The sequence below is a fragment of the Enterobacter cloacae complex sp. HYC003_NIDB genome, assembly GCF_056673375.1.
This window is the reverse complement of record NZ_CP114220.1, coordinates 982,140-1,000,674: the sequence shown is the minus strand read 5'-3', so window position 1 is coordinate 1,000,674 and position 18,535 is coordinate 982,140. Positions and strand designations below refer to the sequence as shown.

Below are 18,535 nucleotides of genomic sequence, written 5' to 3'. Positions count from 1 at the left end.
TCTCCTGCTGGAGAGGGCGTTCACTCAGACAGATTCAAATATCGCGCTTAATCCGCTTCTGCGCTCGGTACGGGTGGCAATCGCCTGACTCAACACGCGCTCATCCGCATACAGCGACAGAAGCTGGCGCGCACGGGTAATGGCGGTGTAGACCAGCTCGCGGGTCACAACCGGCGACAGCTGGGTAGGCAGGATCAGCGCCGCATGGTTGAACTCGGAGCCCTGAGATTTGTGTACCGTCATCGCCCATGCCGTTTCATGCTCTGGCAGGCGGCTGGGCTGGACGGACTTCACGCTGCCGTCCGGCAGCTGGAACCAGACGCGCAGTCCGTTACCGCGATCGAGCGCAATGCCGATATCGCCGTTGAACAGCCCCAGCGCACTGTCGTTGCGGGAGATCATCACTGGCCGGCCTTCATACCATCGCGAATGCTGTTGACGGTTAATTTTGCGTTTCTGCACCAGCAGTTGCTCCAGCCTGTCGTTCAGGCCCGTGACGCCAAACGGCCCTTCCCGCAATGCGCACAGAAGCTGGTATTCGCCAAATGCGGCGATGACCTGCCCGGGCTGACTGCGCTGCTGCACGCAGCTCAGAAAATGCTGGTATCCCTGAAGAGCCTCCTCAAGCATAGCCTGATACTCTTCCCCGCTTTGCAGCGATTTCTTTTCAATGTCAGTGAAGGAACCGTCAAACACCGTGCGCGTGGCGTGCCTGTCGCCACGGTTGACCGCCGCAGCCAGCTGGCCGATGCCGGAGTCGCTACCGAAACGGTAGCTTTTTTGCAGCAGGCACAGGCTGTCACGCAGTGCGCCCGCGATCGGCGTGTGATCGGGTTCAAGCGAGCAACCGGTCAGACGGGCGAGCTCCTGCGCCCGCGCGGGGGTATAACCGTAACTGGCGTAGGTACAGATATCCCCCAGCACCGCCCCGGCTTCTACAGAGGCGAGCTGATCGCGATCGCCCAGGAAAACCACGCGCGCATGGGGTGGCAGCGCATCGATCAGGCGCGACATCATGGTCAGGTCGATCATGGAGGCTTCATCCACCACCAGCACGTCCAGATGCAGCGGATTGCCCGCATGGTAGCGCAGCCGCTGGCTACCCGGCTGCGCGCCGAGCAGACGGTGCAGAGTACTTGCTTCACCCGGGAAAAGCGCAAGCTGCTCCTGGGTGAGCGGCAGCCGTTGCATCGCACCGCCCAGTGATTCGGTCAGACGCGCCGCGGCCTTCCCGGTGGGCGCCGCCAGACGAATACGGCATCGCTGCTCGCCTGAACGCTGTATCAGGGCTGCCAGCAGCTTTGCGACGGTCGTTGTTTTCCCGGTTCCCGGGCCGCCGGATATCACCGAGATCCGCCGCGTAAGGGCGACGGCTGCCGCCACTTTCTGCCAGTCTGTGGCCTCACCGGAGTCAAACAGCCTGTCCAGCGTCTGGCGAAGCTGTGCTTCGTCGCAGGGAAGCGGCGCATTGGTCTCACTAAAGAAACGCGCTACCGTCAGTTCGTTTCGCCACAGGCGGTTCAGGTATAAGCGCTCCCCCGTAAGGATCAGCGGTGCCTGGTTGTCTCCCGGCCCGACGGCTGACGATTCACGCAAGATTTTCTGCCAGTCCACCTTATCTCCCAGCAGCGCAAAGCAGGACTGGAGGACAGGCGGCATTTTCTCGTCAACCACCAGACGCGAGAGCGGCAGACACACATGCCCCTCTCCGGCATCTTTACTCAACAGGGCAGCGGCAAGCATCACGGCGGGCTGGTCAGCGGCAATCATCATGGCAAACTGCACGTCCAGCTGACGCAGCACGCGTTGCTCTACCGCATCCAGCAATAAGTCCTGCATCGTCATGCCATCTCCTCCGTGTTTGCTGCAAACAGGTTATCCATTTTATTAATCAATTCCGCATCCGGACGAGTGCTGAAGATCCCGGAGCGCGGATCGGCAGCATCAACCCCGCGCAGGAACAGATAGATGACACCGCCAAAATGATCGTCGTAGCGATAATCAGCAATACGGTGGCGCAAATAGCGGTGCAGCGCCAGGGTATAGAGCTGATATTGCAGATCGTAGCGATGCATTTGCATGGCGGCCGCCATCGCCTGCTGGGTATAGGCTTCGCTGTTCTCGCCCAGCCAGTTCGATTTGTAATCCAGCAGGTAGTACCGTCCTTCGTGACGGAAGACCAGGTCGATAAACCCTTTCAGCATGCCCTGCACCTGACGGAAGTTCAGCGGCGGGCAACCGGCTGACAGCGGATCGTACTGACGGATGAGCGCATCGAGCGCGTCGGCCTTAAGCGGGCCTGCGACGGGCAGATAAAACTCCATCTCAACCTGCTTATTTTTGGCCGTTAACTGGCGAAGAGAGAAGCCCTGCGTCGTCAGCGGCGCCTGCAAAATGGCGTTGATCCAGTCAGTGAGAACGGGCTGCCAGTGCGCGTCATAGCCTCCGCTCTGCAACATCTTCAGCACCCACTCCTCACTGACAGGCTGGGTGAAATCAAGCTCTTCAAAGAGGCTGTGCAAAAAGGTGCCCGGCGACGCGCCGCGTGGGAACTGATGTGGAGTTAACGTCGGTTCAACCGGAACATCGCCCACCCCTGCGGCATCCACGTCCAGCTTCGGCATGAGATCCTGCGCAATACTTTGCCCGTGCTGTTGCAGGCCAGAATAGCTGGTGACGCGCCAGTCGTCGGCAAGCACCCGTGTAATCTGGCGCGCGTTAAGATCGGTCGCGGGCTCTTGCGCCATTTCCCAGCGGCTGTTGTCTGGCAGAGAAGGGATATGCAGGGCGATATCGTCTCCGCAAAGCGACTCAATACAGAGGCGCAACCCCGCCGCATCTTTCGGCTCACCACGCTGAACAAGCCGCCCTAAGGCGCTTAAATGGAAATCGCTCTCCCCTGTTTTCTCCCCGCGACGGCGGAAAACCGGCGCGACGCCCAGGCTGCAATGCCAGACAGAACGGGTCAGCGCCACGTAAAGCAGGCGCAAATCCTCCGCCAGACGCTCCGCTTCCGCCAGCTCAACGCTGGTTTCCGCCTTGCTGAGATCGAGCACCGCATCGAAAGTCTCGCGGTCATGATAATAGGCCTGATCCTGAACGCGGTAGTTGGCGATAAAGGGCAGCCAGACCAGCGGATACTCGAGACCTTTCGATTTGTGAATGGTGACGATTTGCACCAGATGCTTATCGCTCTCAAGACGCATCTGCTGGCTTGAGGCGTTACTGTTTGGATCCGCGATTTGCTGCGCCAGCCAGCGCACGAGGGCATGTTCACTTTCAAGCTGGGTGCCGGCTTCCTGCAACAGTTCGCTGATGTGTAAAATATCGGTAAGACGCCTTTCACCGCCCGATGACGCCAGCATATTTTCGGCAATCTGGCGCCGCGTCATCAATTCGCGCAGCATCGCCATGACGCCGCGTTTTTGCCAGCGTTCACGGTAATGGACAAACTCTTCCACCACCGCATCCCATGCGTTTTCGTCATGGTTGAGCTCATCTATATCGCGCGCGTTCAACCCCAGCATAGAGCAGGCCAGCGCGCTTCGAAGCGTATTTTCGCGCTCCGGGGCCAGCACCGCCTGAAGCAGCCAGAGCATTTCCTGGGCTTCCAGCGTGTCGAACACGCTGTCGCGGTTAGAGAGATACACTGACGGAATATCCAGCAGCGTTAGCGCATCGCGGATTAGCGCCGCTTCCTGACGACTGCGCACCAGCACGGTAATATCAGAGGCTTTAACAGGATTCGCCTGTTCCCCCTTCCACAGCAGCGCCTCGCCGCGCGCGCCTGCGCTCAGCCAGTCACGGATTTGCGCGGCGCAGTGCTGGGCCATCGCCGCCTGATAGTCGGCAACCCCATAGCCTTCCCCTTCCAGCAGCCAGAAGGTCATGGCGGGTTGTACCGCGCTACTGACTTCGAAGCGCAGGGATGCGTTTTTTGGGGCGGATTTCACCGGCAGGAAAGGGATTTCATTGAACATGAACGCCGTCTCCATACGGCTGAACAGCGCATTGACGCTCTCAACCATCCCCGGCGCGGAACGCCAGTTAGTTTCTAACGTGTAATGCGCGACAACCTCACTACGGGCTTTCATATAGGTGAAGATATCTGCCCCACGGAAGGCGTAAATCGCCTGTTTAGGGTCGCCTATCAACAACAGGGCAGTGTCGGGCTGCTGTCGCCAGATGCGGCGAAAAATGCGGTACTGCTGAGGGTCGGTGTCCTGAAATTCGTCAATCATCGCCACAGGAAAACGGGTACGGATCGCGCTGGCGAGCGCTTCACTATTCTCGCTGGACAGCGCCTCGTCCAGGCGGCTCAGCATGTCATCAAACCCCAGCTCGCCCCGGCGACGTTTTTCGCGCGCGACGGCCTGGCGGATCTCCGTCATAGCGCGGGTGATCATCAGGTCATTGAGCGTTAATGGCTCCGCAAGCAGCGCATCAATCGCCACAAACAGGGAATGCTCAGGCACAATGCCGTCGGCTTTGGTTCGCTCGGTCAAAAAGCGCTGCGAAAATTTTTCCAGCGCGTCCGGAAGCTGGTAGCCCCGCGTCTCCTCCTGGGCCCAGACGCTGATCTTTTCGATCCACTTCCCCTGGTTCCCACGGTTGAACTTGCGTCTGTCGATGCCTGAGTTTTCGATGATTGCATCAATTTCACCAACCGACTCATTCCACTTATGCTTAAGCGCCGCAATTTTGGCGACGATCTTTTCATGGCGCGAGGCCAGCGTTTCATCGGCAGGCGGCGGAGATTTAATGACCGGCGCTTCGCCTTGCAGGTAACGGTCGATGGCGCGAAGAAGCTCTTCCGGACCTTTCCACAGGGCGTGAACCGCTTCGGCAATGTCGCGCTGCAATGGATAACAGTGACGACGCCAGAAATCCGCACAGGCCTGATAGCGAAGCTCGGATTCATCTTCAATAAGCTGCTGCTCAAAGAGCATGCCGGATTCAAACGCATTCAGGCTTAACATGCGCTGACAAAAACCGTGAATGGTGAAGACGGACGCTTCATCCATTTGCCGCTCGGCCAGCAGCAGCCATTGCGCAGCCTGTTGCTTATCCGCAATCTCGTCCAGCAGGCTCGCGTAGAGGGGGTTATCCGTTGTCTGACGCAAACAGGCGATGCGCAGCTCATGAATGTTGCTGCGAATACGGCCACGCAGCTCGGCAGTGGCCGCTTCGGTGAAGGTTACCACCAGCAGCTCTTCCACGCTTAACGGGCGCGAAAAAGCGGCGTTGCCGCCGAGCCCCAACAGCAGACGCAGATAGAGCGCGGCGATGGTATAGGTTTTTCCCGTTCCCGCTGAGGCTTCAATCAGTCTCTCACCCTGTAGAGGTAAACTTAGGGGATCAAGCGGCTCAGCGGTATGGGTCATTCTTTCTTACTCCAGGGCATAGTTTGTTGCAGCGCGCTGACGCTCTTCCAGACGGTCCACTCTTTTGATTTTACGTAGTCCATTTTCCCGTTCTGGCTGCCAGAAACCTGAGACAGGATGGCCATACCCTGCGGTTTTACTACCGCCTGGTGGAAGAAATCGGCAACCTTTTGTGGCGTCAGCTGTTTTATTTCGGCCACTATTTTATCACGCGAATCAAATTTCATATTACCGCGATCAAAATCTTTGCTCAGCTGCGAGGCCTCTTCACCCAGCGTCTGCGGCGGCTGCATCACCTGGGCGATAACCGCCTGCTGGATCTGGGCAAACTCTTCCGGCTTCATGGCGCGCAGTTTTGCTTCCGCCTGCGGGAAGAACGCCTGATAACGCTGCCACAGGTAAGCGGGTTGCTTGTCGCTGCTTTGCAGAAGGAAGCCCAGCCCCCACTGACGGCCCACATTCATAGAGAAAGCGAATACCGCATAGCCCAGCTGCTCTTCGGTGCGCAGCTGGTTGTAAAACCACGGCTGAATAATTTGACCGAGAACCGCACTCTGGGCAGAGCTGGTAAATTCGTCATAACCGACAGGGACAAACACCGCGGCCAGCGCGGAATCCGTGCTGCTTCCCGCTTTTTCGAAGATCACGTTCTGCTTTTTCTCTACCAGCACATCCTGGTTACGGCACCACTCATCGCCTTTTGAACCCAGTTGCGCACGGACGTTTTGCGCCAGCGTTTTAGCCTGTTCTTCGCTCATATTCCCTACAACCAGGAACTCCGGACGGGTATTGGTTTTCAGCGCATCACGGTAAGCCAGCACCTCTTTTAAGGTGACTGAGGGCAATAACGCGCGGCGATCTTCGCGCTGGAAGTACGGAATTTGCGACAGCATCTGTGCTGGCATAATCGCCTGATCGTAGGCTTTACCCTTCTCGGCAGAATCCATCATCTGGGCATACCAGGACTTAGCCTGCTCGAGCTGTTCTTCCGTAGGCGTATAGCTGAAATAACCGTCCAGCAGCGCCTGGAACAGCTGCGGCAAACGCTGGGTATAGCCGTTGGCATTCACCATCAGACCGTTATTGGCATTGGTGGAGAAACTGATACCACCAACGGCAGCCTGGTTGCTGAGCTGATCGAGAGCAATACCGGCCAGATAATCGTTAAGCGCAAACAGCACCTGGTTTCTGGCGCTGTCCATTGCTTTGGGGTTACGCAGCACCACGCTAACATCCGCTTTTGGCTCGTCGGCGAAATAGCGGCTTGGGGTGTAGACCACGCGCAGCGTCGGCTCATCAACAATCAGCTCCGGGTGCGGATACGCCTTTGCGGGTTTGATCAGCGAGAAATCGTCCGGGATGTAGGGGTTAAGTTCCGGTAACGCCAGCGCAATTTCCCCCGCCTTTTTCTGCCAGCCCGCGAAGGTCTGTTCGCTGATTTTTTCAACCTGATACGGGGCATCAACGAAGTAGGCCATTTCGTTATGCGGTTCGTTCGGGCTGATATACCAGACGCGGGCATTCTGCGGAGTCATCATCGCCAGACGCGCTTTGAGCGCTCCGGCGTCATACTGGTCGGCAATATTTACCGCATCCAGCGTATGTTCCACCGGCACGCGGATCATGGTATCTGCCAGCCACTCAACGTAGTCCATATCACGCGTGATAGAGGGATAGCGGAAATCGAGATCCAGCACGTGCGCCAGCTCGTCAAAGTAGCGTTTATCGACCCCTTTGTCGCGCAGCTGAGAGAGGTAACTGAAAATGGCCGCAACGACGTCGTCCCGGTGAGCCAGCCCTTTATCGGTCAGCGTCGCGGAGATGGCCAGCACGCCGCTATTCCCATTTACAACGGGATCGGAGTCAGCGCGAATACCTTCCACCAGCCCCTGCTTTTGCAGCCAGTCGGAGAGCGTACCCGGGCTGCGGTTGCCGATAAGATACGTCACCAGCTCGTCGGTTTTGCTGCGGAACTGCGCCGTGTTGTTATCAATACGGAATTCAACGCGTAACACCTTGCGCGGCAAGGCCGGCACATAGTGAATAACAATGCCTTTTTGCGCGTCCGTGACAACCGGCACGTTAATCTGCGGCAGATCGATATTTTTATTTGGCACCCTGCCGTAGGTCTGCGCGGCCATGTTTGCCAGCGTCGGCAACGGTTTATTGCTGTAGATAACCGCTTTCATCAGATTGGCGGAATAGTATTTTTCACGAAACGCATGCAGCGCATCGAGCACCGGGCTACCGGGCTTGTCGCTCAGTGTTTCAAGGTTGCCGCCTGAGAAGCGCGAACCCGGGTGCGCCGGATTGATGGTTTCAGCGCTAACCTGCGCCATGCGCATACCGTCTCGCGTGCGCGCCATCGTCAGTTCGGCGTTCACGGCATTACGTTCACGGTCAGCGTATTTTTTATCCAGCAGCGGTGCGGCGATGGCATCCGCCAGACGGTCCACCGCCCCATCAAGCGCATCATTTTCCACTTCCAGGTAAAACGCGGTGCGATACGGCGCGGTACTGGCGTTGTGGCTGCCGCCATGCATTTTCAGAAATTCGGACAGGCTGTCAGGCTGTGGGTATTTTTTAGAGCCCATCAGCGTCATGTGCTCAAGGTAGTGCGCCAGTCCAGGATGGGCATCAGGATCTTCCAGCGAACCCACCGGCACAACCAGCGCGGAGAGCGATTTCACCGCCTGAGGATCGGAAACCAGCAGCACGGTCATCCCGTTATCAAGACGAATCGCCTGATACTCACGGGTGTCCTTATCGCTCTTACGGATTGTTTCCTTGACAGGTTGCCAACCGGAATCGGCCTGAGTGACGGGAGCCCAAAGGGCGACAAACAAAACAAACGCTTTGAACAAGGTGCTGCCTGGCATTACGACCTCTTTATCACGGCTACATCATTAACAACGTGCGTGCTGGACACGCCAGCATCTCTTTCTTTGGGTACATCAGTCCGTGATAAGAGGTGCATCATAAATGAACACCTCATACTGCGCAATTTTTATACAGCACTCAGGACTGATTAAATTTGAACAACGGTAACAGGTAGCGTTGCGCCTCCAGGGTGATAATGTCGAAATATTCTGGCTCCAGCGTGCGCCATAAACGTTGATACCAGACATCGTCACCTTCGCCACGTACCATCATGTTCCCTTCGTAGGCCTGCAAAAACTTGCTGCGCGCTTTCTGGAGCGAAGCCTCATCCGTTAACATGGCATCATTCTGCGCGTCGTAACAGGCTTTTATCCACGCCCCCCCACTTTCAGGCAGCAAAAGCAGAGGTTTGTTCATGCCCTGACGGTAACCTTCAATATAAAGCGACAGATACGTCAACGCCTGCTCAGGCTCCATCGGCGGGAAACGCCATTCGCCGTCCTTACGTACAAACAACCGGCTTTCACCTTCGTGACCACTCGCACTGTAGACAAGATGTTCGAGCCAGAGTTGCAGGCCATGTGAAACGCTGAGCATGGATGGCCGCCAGCGCAGCAGCCCGTCAGACTGCACGTGCGTGAGCCAGCCGCTGAGGTGCATACCGTTACAATCGAGATCGATTTCAATGCTGCTCGCCGGCTGCCGACACGCGATAACGCGGTCAGCAAGCGCTCGCATCTCCTCGCACTGGGCATCCCAGACGATTTCGCCGAATGCACCATACGGAAGTAATCCCGACGCCCTGTAACGTCGGAACAGTTTACTGGCGTCTTCTTCGTCAACCAGCGCATTCAGAAGCTGGGAATTAAGCTTAAAACGCTCCAGCCCATCAAGAATAAATGGTTCCGCATCGGGGATTTCGCTCTCTTCAGAGCGGAAATTCACCTGCAAGCGTTGCTGGAAAAAAGCCCGGACCGGGTGCGCCCAAAAACGCTGTAGCTGCTCAAACGACAGGGTATCTATGACGCGCGGCTCGAGCGTCTGAATAAAATCGGTTTGCGGCGTCCCCGCTTTCTTCGCGGCGGGAAGCCACTCGCGGGCGTAGCTTTGCAGTTCATCAGGAACGTAATTGACAGGATCAAACGGCATACGGCTATGGTGACAGGTGATATGCGCTATCACCCGACGTTCGCTTTCGTCGCAGTTGCAGGCTTCATCGCCCGGCAGATAGTGACTCTGTCCGATGTAATCCACCAGCTCCTGCACCAGCACAGACGGGAAACGCTCGCTGTTGTCCTGAATTGAACGACCGATATAGCTGATATACAGCCTGCTTTGCGCAGACATCAGCGCCTCAAGAAAGAGATAACGGTCATCATCGCGGCGGCTGCGGTCGCCCCGCTTCGGTTGTGCGCTCATGAGATCAAAACCCAGAGGTGGAAGCGCACGCGGATAAATACCGTCGTTCATGCCAAGCAGACAGACCACTTTGAACGGGATTGAACGCATTGGCATCAGGGTACAAATATTCACCGGCCCCGCAAGGAAGCGCTGGCTGATGCGCTCCTGATCGAGACGTTGCGTCAGCTCATCACGCAGAAGCGAAAGAGGAACCGCCTCGTGATAGTGCGAATTAACCCCCTCATCAACGATGGCCTGCCACTGCTTCTCGATAAGCGCCATGGCCGCTTCAGTTTCGCTGTCCGGCAGGAAGAAATCACTCAGCATTTCGCGGCAAATCGGCAGCCACTCTTCGAGCGGGCGGGGCTGCATCAACGCACGGCGCCAGCGGTTGAGCTGCATAAGCAGCGAGGCTAAGTGACCAACCAGTTCCGCGATCAACCCACTGGACTCATCGTACGGCAGCACGTCATTCCATTCGCCGTGGATGCTTTCCATCGCATACCCCAGCAGCATGCGCGTCAGGCCAAACTGCCAGGTATGCTGGCCGGTCGCAGGCAGTTCGAACTCCTGGACGTTATCATCGTCGATACCCCAGCGGACACCAGATTCGTTGACCCACTGGCGCAGATAGCGCAACCCCTCTTCGTTAATGTTGAAACGTGCGGCCAGAACAGGCACATCCAGCAGTGCCAGCACATCCTCAGAGATAAACCGGCTATCAGGCAGCGAAAGCAGGCTGATAAAGGCCTGTAGCGCCGGGTGTGACTGACGAGCGCGACGGTCAGAGATTGCGTAGGGCAGATAGCGGTCGCCCGTTGCGCTGCCAAATACCGCCTGAATAAACGGGCTGTAGCTGTCGATATCCGCCACCATCACCACGATATCGCGCGGTGTCAGGGTTGGATCGTCCTGTAACATGGCCAGCAGGCGGTCATGAAGAATTTCAACTTCACGCTGTGGGCTGTGGCAAACGTGGATCGCGATACTGCGATCGTCAGGATCCAGTTTTCGCTTCTTGTCGCTTCGCGCAAACTCTTCGGCAGTGATCCCGGCAACGGCACGGTTTTCCAAATCCAGAATATCAAGCTGAATATTGTGCAGCAGGCTGTCCGGCGTAATATCCGCAAACGCATCCACATCCCCTTCTCCCGAAGAGGTGATATCTGAAAGCAGATAAATATAGTCGCGTCCGAGCTTGCCCCACGAGGCAAGCAGCGGGTTCGGCAGGTTCTGAATCCCCTCTTCATCAAAAAGCTGCGCCGCATTTTCACTGTCTTTAAACAGCGGCACGGCGCGCTCTTCAAAGAGGCGCTTTCTCTGGCGGGTGACCAGCCGTGAAAGCCAGCGCGGATCCTGAATATCCCCCCAATAGTGTCGGCACGGGTTGGTAAAGAGGATATGGATATCAGTGTGCTTACCGAGCGCTTTTAGCGCGTTCAGGTAGACAGGCGGCAGCGCGGAGATACCGCAAATGAACACGCGTGACGGCAAACGGGCTGGCCGTTCTGCGCTGTTCTCAAGTATTGAGATAAAGCGATCGTACAGGTTAGCACGGTGCCACTTAGGCTGACCGAGTTTCCCGGTATGCTCGACCAGCGCTTTCCAGAGCGGCGCCTGCCAGATTTGCGCTTCCGGTAACCCATCGACTAATTCTCCCGCTTCCCAGCGAATCAGCCATTCTGCACGGTAAACCAGATACTGGTCATAAAGGTCGGCAGTACGTGAGGCAAGCTGGAAAAGTTTACGCTTGTCGGTGTCGTCATTCAGGTAGTGGCGCAGCATGGCAAACTCATCATGTGCCAGCATGTCCGGCAGCAGCGTCATCAGTTTCCAGGCCATACTTTGTTTGTTGAAGGCGCTCTGCTCAGGAATATCCGGCAGGACGCGAACAAACATCTCCCAGATAAAGCTCGCGGGCAGCGGAAAATCGATGTTGGCCGCAATGCCAAATTTCTGCGAGAGGGACATTTGCAGCCACTGCGCCATACCGGTGCTCTGCACCAGCACCATTTCTGGCTCAAACGGATCGTCAAGACGCTCTTGCTCAACGATATACTCCATCAGTGCTTCCAGCACATCCAGACGATTTGAGTGGTAAACCCTTAGCATAAACGCTCCCGACTAGCGGCTAACCGGGCAATGCAGACGCGTCAACGCGCCCTGCCGCCCCATAGGAGAAATAAGTGTGACCGTGATGCTGACACATCCGGACTGTGTTGTCTGCCCCCGACTGACCTGCCAGCCCGGCGGGAGCGTTAATGTTGAGATCTGCGACTGATTCCACGCATGATGCCATAGCTGACGATACTGGCTAAGCGCCGCATACCGGGCTGCCAGCGCGCGATGATAGCCGGATAACGCCATCACAACCACAACCAGCAACATCATTGCCAGCAAAACCTCAACCATGCTAAATCCTTTTTGTCTGCTCAGGGTAACTGACATAGCGTACTTTCCTTAAGGGGGCAGAAATCACTCCAGCCGTGGGCGGAAAAGCGTATCTGCCCCTCCGAGATGTCCCCGCCTCGCCATAGCAATAGATTGTCATTGCCGGCAATAAGCAACACACGCGCCCCAAACAGCCTTATACAGACCCGCAAACGTTGTGTCTGTTTGCACTGAACTTCTGGCTGTAAAACCCATTCCTGAACGCGCCCCCACTCCAGTGCAGATTGCACGGCAGCCTGCTGGCGAACAGACAAACTCTCGCCACTTACCAGCGTGCTAAAGGTTTGCAGCTGCTGATTTAATCCGGTGAGGATCAGCGTGCCGAGCACCAGCAACAGCAGGACCAGCGCCAGCGATGACATGCCCCGCTGACGATTCACAGATTAAACCCCGTTACGGTATGGCGAGCCGAAAAGGGTGCGGTCAGTTCACCTTTACGGCGGGCACGCAGCTCGATACTGATGACCGGCGCAAAGCCATCATGATCGGTTTTAGTGACCATAAATTGCTCTATCAGGACCCGATCCGGGTCGGTGAGCTTATCCCATCCCTTACCGTCACAGGATGTGGCGCCCCGCAGCGTTTCAAGCGATCCGGACTCAAGCCGGAATCCCGTACTGTCGTTTTCTGACGCGGTGCTATCCCACTGGCCGTTGCTGTTCGCATCCCATAGCACAATCGCACATCGTCCTTGCCTGCCGATGATCATCCCCTGCCCCTGGCAATGCCCTGCACAATATCCTGCCCTCTGAAACTGTTTACCGATCGCGAACAGACGTTGCCAGACCTCATCCTCCAGCTCCTGCTGTCCGGATTGCAGTAAAACACCCCGCTGTAGCCCCGGTAAAAAACGTGACGTGCTGAGTAACAGAATGCTGCTTATCGTCATCGCAATAAGCACTTCCAGCAGGGAAAACCCTTTTCGATTTACTGGCATGCACCTTCTCCTGCGGCATTACACAGCCTGATACGTCCGCCATTTGAGACAATAACCCACCACCCACCAGCGCGGCTCTGCACGCGGATATGTCCGGCCCATGCGGTATCCCTTAAACCGTAAAATCCCAGCGCAGGGGTTATGTCGCTTATCGTGACCTCGGGCCACATCGGCTTCATCACGAACGGTCCGCCGCTGTCACAACCGGTCACCGCTGAACTGGCCAGACAGTTCTTTTCACCGTCGTTATGCAGCGCGATCCTGTGCTCGCTGTTGTGACGGTTGGCGTCATTGCGCAAAAACACCAGGTAATCCCGCACCTGGCAGGCGGTTTGCCAAAGCCGCTGCCGCTGCTGCCAGCTGTCCCAGCCATAGAGCCCTGTGGCGCTGAGGATCACTGTCAGCGAAACGGCGATAAGGGTTTCGATAAGCGTAAAGCCTTGTTCGTTTTTCATGGCGGGAGTGTGGCGGAATAGCAAAAACGGTGCGAGCGTTAAACCAGAACTTTACGAGCCGCTTTCAGGAGATTTTCACCCGTTGCAACGCGTTGCATTATCTCTGGAAACAGGCTCGAAAAACAAAACGGGCGTGAAAAAAAACCGGCGCTAAAGAGCACCGGTTGTGTCAGGATTTGCCGTATCAGATGGCGACAGGAGCTTTAATGCCGGGATGCGGGTCGTAACCCTCAATCTCGAAATCATCAAAACGGTAATCGAAGATCGATTCCGGTTTACGTTTGATCACCAGCTTCGGCAATGCACGCGGTTCGCGCGTCAGCTGGAGATGCGTCTGTTCCATATGATTGCTGTAGAGGTGGGTATCACCGCCCGTCCAGACAAAATCGCCCACTTCAAGATCGCACTGCTGCGCCATCATGTGCACCAACAGCGCGTAGCTGGCGATGTTAAACGGCAAGCCGAGGAACACGTCGCAGGAGCGTTGATAGAGCTGGCAGGAGAGCTTGCCGTCCGCCACATAGAACTGGAAAAACGCGTGGCAAGGCGCCAGCGCCATTTTATCCAGTTCCCCCACGTTCCAGGCAGAGACAATGATACGGCGCGAGTCCGGGTCATTTTTCAGCTGGTTCATGACGGTCGTGATCTGGTCAATATGGCGGCCGTCCGGGGTAGGCCACGCGCGCCATTGCTTGCCGTAGACCGGCCCCAGGTCGCCGTTCTCATCTGCCCACTCGTCCCAGATGGAGACATTGTTTTCATGCAGATAAGCAACGTTGGTATCGCCTTGCAGGAACCAGAGCAGTTCATGAATGATCGAGCGCAGATGGCAGCGCTTCGTTGTCACCAGAGGAAAGCCTTCTTGCAGATTGAAGCGCATCTGGTGGCCAAAAATGGAGAGCGTACCGGTGCCGGTACGGTCGTTTTTCGGCGTGCCCTCGTCGAGCACTTTTTTCATCAATTCAAGATACTGTTTCATGATTCCTCAGGAAAGTTGTTGCTGTGGACGACGACGATACGCCCAAATCATCATAATGGCACCCGCGACAATCATCGGGATGGAGAGGATCTGCCCCATGCTGATGTACTGTACCCATTCCCCGGTAAACTGCGCATCCGGCTGGCGGAAGAACTCGACGATGATACGAAACGCGCCGTAGCCAATCAGGAACAGACCGGAGACAGCCCCCATTGGGCGCGGTTTGCGGATATACAGATTCAGGATGATGAACAGCACCACGCCTTCCAGCGCCAGCTCATAGAGCTGTGACATATGGCGCGGCAGAACGCCGTAGGTATCGAAAATGGACTGCCACTCAGGATGCGAAGGCAGCAGCGCGATGTCCTCCGCGCGGGAACCCGGGAACAGCATGGTAAACGGCACGCTCGGATCGACACGCCCCCACAGTTCACCGTTGATGAAGTTGCCAAGACGCCCTGCGCCCAGCCCAAACGGGATTAACGGCGCAATAAAATCAGCCACCTGGAAGAAGTTGCGTTTGGTGCGTCTGGCGAAGATCACCATGACCAGGATCACACCAATCAGCCCGCCGTGGAAGGACATGCCGCCGTCCCAGACGCGGAACAGATAGAGCGGGTCGTTCAGGAATACCGGGAAATTATAGAACAGGACATAACCGATGCGACCGCCCAGGAACACGCCGAGGAAGCCGGCATAAAGCAGGTTTTCCACTTCGTTCTTCGTCCAGCCGCTGCCTGGACGACTGGCGCGACGGCCAGCAAGCCACATGGCAAAGACGAAGCCCACCAGGTACATCAGACCGTACCAGTGCAGCGCTACAGGTCCTATTGAGAAAATAACCGGATCGAATTCCGGAAAATGCAGATAACCACTGTTCATCTGTCACCACAAGATGTTGTTATTCCGCTGAAAGTGGACAGCGGGTGAATTGCATTCCCGCCGTTGGCAGGTGCTCCAAAGTTGCGAATCATAGCATAAGGCAGGCGCGGAGGATGCGCCTGAGATGTAAAAGATGTGTATAGGGTTTCATGCGCGCTGTTCCCCCTCACCCCATCCCTCTCCCTCAAGGGAGAGGGGGGCGTCCGAGCCGTCATTATTTTGTGGGGATCAGCGGCCGCCCCGGATCAAACCGCCCATGCCGCGTCGCTCCATAAACGCAGCCACCTGATGGCGCACTTCGGCTGCCAGCTGTGCTTCCAGGCTACGCGCGGCCAGTTCGCGCGCCTCATCTTGTTCGATGTGACGTAACAGGTATTTCACACGCGCAACGGAACGTCCGTTCATTGACAGGTGACGGAAACCGAGACCAATCAGGATCGCCACGCACATCGGATCGCCGGCCATTTCACCGCACAGGCGCAGGTCGATATTATGCTGCTCGGCTTCGCGGGCGATCATCGCCAGGGCACGAAGCATCGCCGGATGCAGGCTATCGTAGATGCTGGCAACGCGCGTATTGTTGCGATCGACCGCCAGAATGTATTGCGTTAAGTCGTTGGTGCCAACGGAGATAAAATCAACGCGGGTCGCCAGCTGCGGCAACATAAAGACCATCGAAGGCACTTCAAGCATCACGCCAATACGGGGTTTAGGGATCGCATAGCCGATCATCTCTTCCACTTCGCGCCCTGCACGTTCTATCAACCGCCGCGCTTCGTCGATCTCGTCAATACTGGTGACCATCGGCAGCAAAATGCTGAGATTCCCCGTGGCCGCGTTGGCACGCAGCATCGCACGAACCTGGATAAGGAAGATTTCCGGCTGATCGAGGGTTATGCGGATCCCACGCCAGCCGAGGCAGGGATTCTCTTCACTGATGGGCATATAGGGCAGTTGCTTATCCGCGCCGACGTCCAGGGTGCGCAACGTGACGGGTTTGTCGTTAAACATCTGCAACATGCCCTGATACTGCGCCACCTGCTCCTCTTCTGACGGGAAGCCGCTTTGCAGCATAAACGGTATTTCGGTGCGGTAGAGGCCGATGCCATCGATGCGGCTGCCGAGCTTCTCTTCATGCTCGGGGCTTAAGCCAGCATTGAGCATCACCTTCACCCGCTCACCGCTCTTGAGCTGCGCGGGCAGGTTGACGTCATCTTCCGCCAGCTTGCTTAATTCATTCTCTTCGCTGATAAGACGCTGGTACTCCTGAAGGAGAACCGGCTCAGGATCCACCAGCAACTCACCGCGGTATCCGTCCACCACCAGCGTACGGCGATGCAGTACGGAGGGCTGAATATCCGCCCCCATCACGGTCGGAATACCGAGCGCGCGCACCATAATGGCGGCATGGGAGTTAGCTGCGCCATCGCGCACCACTACGCCCGCCAGCCTGTCCTGCGGTAATTCCGCCAGCGTCGTCGCTGAGAGTTCATCGGCCACCAGTACAAACCGGCTCGGCCAGGCATTCGCCCCCTGAATAGTATCATCAAGGTGGAACAGCAGACGTTGCCCAAGCGCGCGTAAATCGCCGGCGCGCTCTTTCAGATAACCGTCAGTCAGCACCGCAAACTGCTCGGCAAATTTTTCAATGACCTTTTTAACCGCCCACTCTGCCACCGAACCTTTATCGACCTCGGCAAATAACTCACGACGCAAACGCGCATCGGAAAGCAGGTGTGAGTAGAGGTCGAAAATGGCCGCCGTCTCTTTTTGAGCGCCAGCGGCAAAGCGTTTGCTGTAGCGACGAAACTCATTCGCCGCCTCTTCCAGCGCAGCGGTAAGCCGTTCGCGCTCAAGCGCTTCATCCAGCGTCGAGGCTTCATAGACCTGCTCCATCAGGGGGAGCGTGGCATCCATCCAGCCTTCGGCAATCGCGACGCCCGGCGAGGCCGGAAGCGCGCGGATGCGGGTATGACGATACTGCCCAAAAAGGGCTGCCAGCTGAGACTGGGAGAGGATCGCAGCCATCTGCGTTGCCAGCGTGACGAGGAAAGACTCCTCGCTTTCATCGTACTGCCGCAACTCTCGTTGCTGGACAACAAGCACGCCAAGCAGTTGACGGCGCTGAATAATCGGCACGCCAAGGAAAGCGCGGAACCGCTCCTCTTTGACGGAAGGGATATATTTGAAGCTGGGATGTTTTTGCGCATCGGCAAGGTTGATTGGCTCCGCCAGTCGCCCGACCAGGCCAACAATACCTTCATCAAACGCGAGCGTGACGGTACGTCCCCGTGGTTTTTTTAAACCGCGGGTTGCCATCAGGTAGTAGCAACGTCGGTCATGGTCGGCCAGGTAGACCGAACAGACCTCGGTTTCCATCGCAAGACAGATGTCCGTCACCAGAATATTCAGCGCCTCGTTGAGGCGAGGCGCACTGGCAACCTTTTCAACTATTTCTCGCAAGCGGGTGAGCATGATTTGCGTAGCTTAACCTCTTTTACGTCGCCAGGCAGGTGCGCTCTGTGGCTTCGGAGGCGTCTCCTGAAGCTGCATCACGACACTTGCGAACTCTTTCATCACCCTACGATATACATCGCGCTTAAATGACACGACCTGACGAACCGGATACCAGTAGCTTACCCAGCGCCAGCCATCAAACTCTGGCGTGCTGCTGGTTTGCATATTGATATCTGAATCGTTGCCCACCAACTGCAAAAGAAACCACTTCTGTTTCTGGCCGATACAAACCGGCTTTGTGTCCCAACGCACCAAACGTTTCGGTAACTTGTAACGCAACCAGTTGCGGGTCGAAGCCAGGATGCGAACATCTTTTCGGCTTAAACCAACCTCTTCAAACAGCTCCCGGTACATCGCTTGTTCTGGGGACTCTCCGGGATTGATCCCGCCTTGCGGGAACTGCCAGGAGTGCTGACCATATCGCCGGGCCCACATCACCTGGCCCTGACGATTACAAATTACTATTCCTACGTTTGGGCGGTAGCCATCGTCATCAATCACCGGACTACCCCAAACTAAATCTGATATATGAATGATTGTTTCACACTACAGGGAGGCGGTAAACCACTCTCTTACAGGCCTGCAACCTAATAACATTTGAATAACTCACAATTTAGTGCGGAGTTATAAACAGATGCGGGCGACAGAG

General features: G+C 56.5%; 12 protein-coding genes. All 12 read right to left on the bottom strand.

Translation table 11 applies throughout. The annotated features are described in order from the left end of the window. Positions 1 to 24: 24 nt before the first annotated feature. Entirely contained in the window at positions 25 to 1,845 is a 1,821-nt protein-coding gene (gene recD, locus O1722_RS04760) for an exodeoxyribonuclease V subunit alpha (protein ID WP_033487595.1), read from the bottom strand. Beyond that, positions 1,842 to 5,384 (bottom strand): exodeoxyribonuclease V subunit beta, encoded by a 3,543-nt coding sequence (gene recB / locus O1722_RS04755; protein WP_033487596.1) that lies wholly within the window; start codon positions 5,382 to 5,384, stop codon positions 1,842 to 1,844. The genes recD and recB overlap by 4 nt, the downstream gene beginning before the upstream one ends. Continuing rightward, positions 5,381 to 8,263, bottom strand: a complete 2,883-nt coding sequence (gene ptrA, locus O1722_RS04750) for a pitrilysin (protein ID WP_033487597.1) — start codon at positions 8,261 to 8,263, stop codon at positions 5,381 to 5,383. The genes recB and ptrA overlap by 4 nt, the downstream gene beginning before the upstream one ends. Positions 8,264 to 8,402: 139 nt before the next feature. Next, positions 8,403 to 11,777, bottom strand: a complete 3,375-nt coding sequence (gene recC, locus O1722_RS04745) for an exodeoxyribonuclease V subunit gamma (RefSeq protein ID WP_033487599.1) — start codon at positions 11,775 to 11,777, stop codon at positions 8,403 to 8,405. Between the two features lie 12 nt (positions 11,778 to 11,789). Beyond that, positions 11,790 to 12,113 carry a prepilin-type N-terminal cleavage/methylation domain-containing protein gene (locus tag O1722_RS04740; protein ID WP_023295356.1) on the bottom strand — a complete coding sequence of 108 codons (324 nt, stop codon included), beginning with the start codon at positions 12,111 to 12,113 and terminating at the stop codon, positions 11,790 to 11,792. After that, positions 12,098 to 12,496, bottom strand: a complete 399-nt coding sequence (locus tag O1722_RS04735; protein WP_033487600.1) for a DUF2509 family protein — start codon at positions 12,494 to 12,496, stop codon at positions 12,098 to 12,100. The genes O1722_RS04740 and O1722_RS04735 overlap by 16 nt, the downstream gene beginning before the upstream one ends. Then, positions 12,493 to 13,053 carry a prepilin peptidase-dependent protein gene (locus tag O1722_RS04730; RefSeq protein WP_032619109.1) on the bottom strand — a complete coding sequence of 187 codons (561 nt, stop codon included), beginning with the start codon at positions 13,051 to 13,053 and terminating at the stop codon, positions 12,493 to 12,495. The genes O1722_RS04735 and O1722_RS04730 overlap by 4 nt, the downstream gene beginning before the upstream one ends. Then, positions 13,044 to 13,508 carry a prepilin peptidase-dependent protein gene (locus O1722_RS04725; protein ID WP_033487601.1) on the bottom strand — a complete coding sequence of 155 codons (465 nt, stop codon included), beginning with the start codon at positions 13,506 to 13,508 and terminating at the stop codon, positions 13,044 to 13,046. Before O1722_RS04725 ends, O1722_RS04730 begins: the two co-directional genes overlap by 10 nt. Before the next feature lie 184 nt (positions 13,509 to 13,692). After that, complete coding sequence (gene thyA, locus O1722_RS04720; RefSeq protein ID WP_015571751.1) at positions 13,693 to 14,487, bottom strand: thymidylate synthase; 795 nt, start codon at positions 14,485 to 14,487, stop codon at positions 13,693 to 13,695. 6 nt (positions 14,488 to 14,493) lie between these two features. Beyond that, positions 14,494 to 15,369 (bottom strand): prolipoprotein diacylglyceryl transferase, encoded by an 876-nt coding sequence (gene lgt, locus O1722_RS04715; RefSeq protein ID WP_003862787.1) that lies wholly within the window; start codon positions 15,367 to 15,369, stop codon positions 14,494 to 14,496. A gap of 228 nt (positions 15,370 to 15,597) precedes the next feature. After that, positions 15,598 to 17,844, bottom strand: coding sequence for a phosphoenolpyruvate--protein phosphotransferase (gene ptsP, locus O1722_RS04710; RefSeq protein ID WP_015571752.1), 2,247 nt, complete (start codon positions 17,842 to 17,844; stop codon positions 15,598 to 15,600). A gap of 12 nt (positions 17,845 to 17,856) precedes the next feature. Continuing rightward, positions 17,857 to 18,387, bottom strand: a complete 531-nt coding sequence (gene rppH, locus O1722_RS04705) for an RNA pyrophosphohydrolase (RefSeq protein ID WP_003862791.1) — start codon at positions 18,385 to 18,387, stop codon at positions 17,857 to 17,859. Positions 18,388 to 18,535 lie beyond the last annotated feature (148 nt).

Bases quoted from the DNA above. Each gene is read 5' to 3' on its own strand.
- recD (WP_033487595.1), bottom strand. From the start codon at position 1,845: ATGACGATGCAGGACTTATTGCTGGATGCGGTAGAGCAACGCGTGCTG.
- recB (WP_033487596.1), bottom strand. From the start codon at position 5,384: ATGACCCATACCGCTGAGCCGCTTGATCCCCTAAGTTTACCTCTACAG.
- ptrA (WP_033487597.1), bottom strand. From the start codon at position 8,263: ATGCCAGGCAGCACCTTGTTCAAAGCGTTTGTTTTGTTTGTCGCCCTT.
- recC (WP_033487599.1), bottom strand. From the start codon at position 11,777: ATGCTAAGGGTTTACCACTCAAATCGTCTGGATGTGCTGGAAGCACTG.
- O1722_RS04740 (WP_023295356.1), bottom strand. From the start codon at position 12,113: ATGTCAGTTACCCTGAGCAGACAAAAAGGATTTAGCATGGTTGAGGTT.
- O1722_RS04730 (WP_032619109.1), bottom strand. From the start codon at position 13,053: ATGCCAGTAAATCGAAAAGGGTTTTCCCTGCTGGAAGTGCTTATTGCG.
- O1722_RS04725 (WP_033487601.1), bottom strand. From the start codon at position 13,508: ATGAAAAACGAACAAGGCTTTACGCTTATCGAAACCCTTATCGCCGTT.
- thyA (WP_015571751.1), bottom strand. From the start codon at position 14,487: ATGAAACAGTATCTTGAATTGATGAAAAAAGTGCTCGACGAGGGCACG.
- lgt (WP_003862787.1), bottom strand. From the start codon at position 15,369: ATGAACAGTGGTTATCTGCATTTTCCGGAATTCGATCCGGTTATTTTC.
- ptsP (WP_015571752.1), bottom strand. From the start codon at position 17,844: ATGCTCACCCGCTTGCGAGAAATAGTTGAAAAGGTTGCCAGTGCGCCT.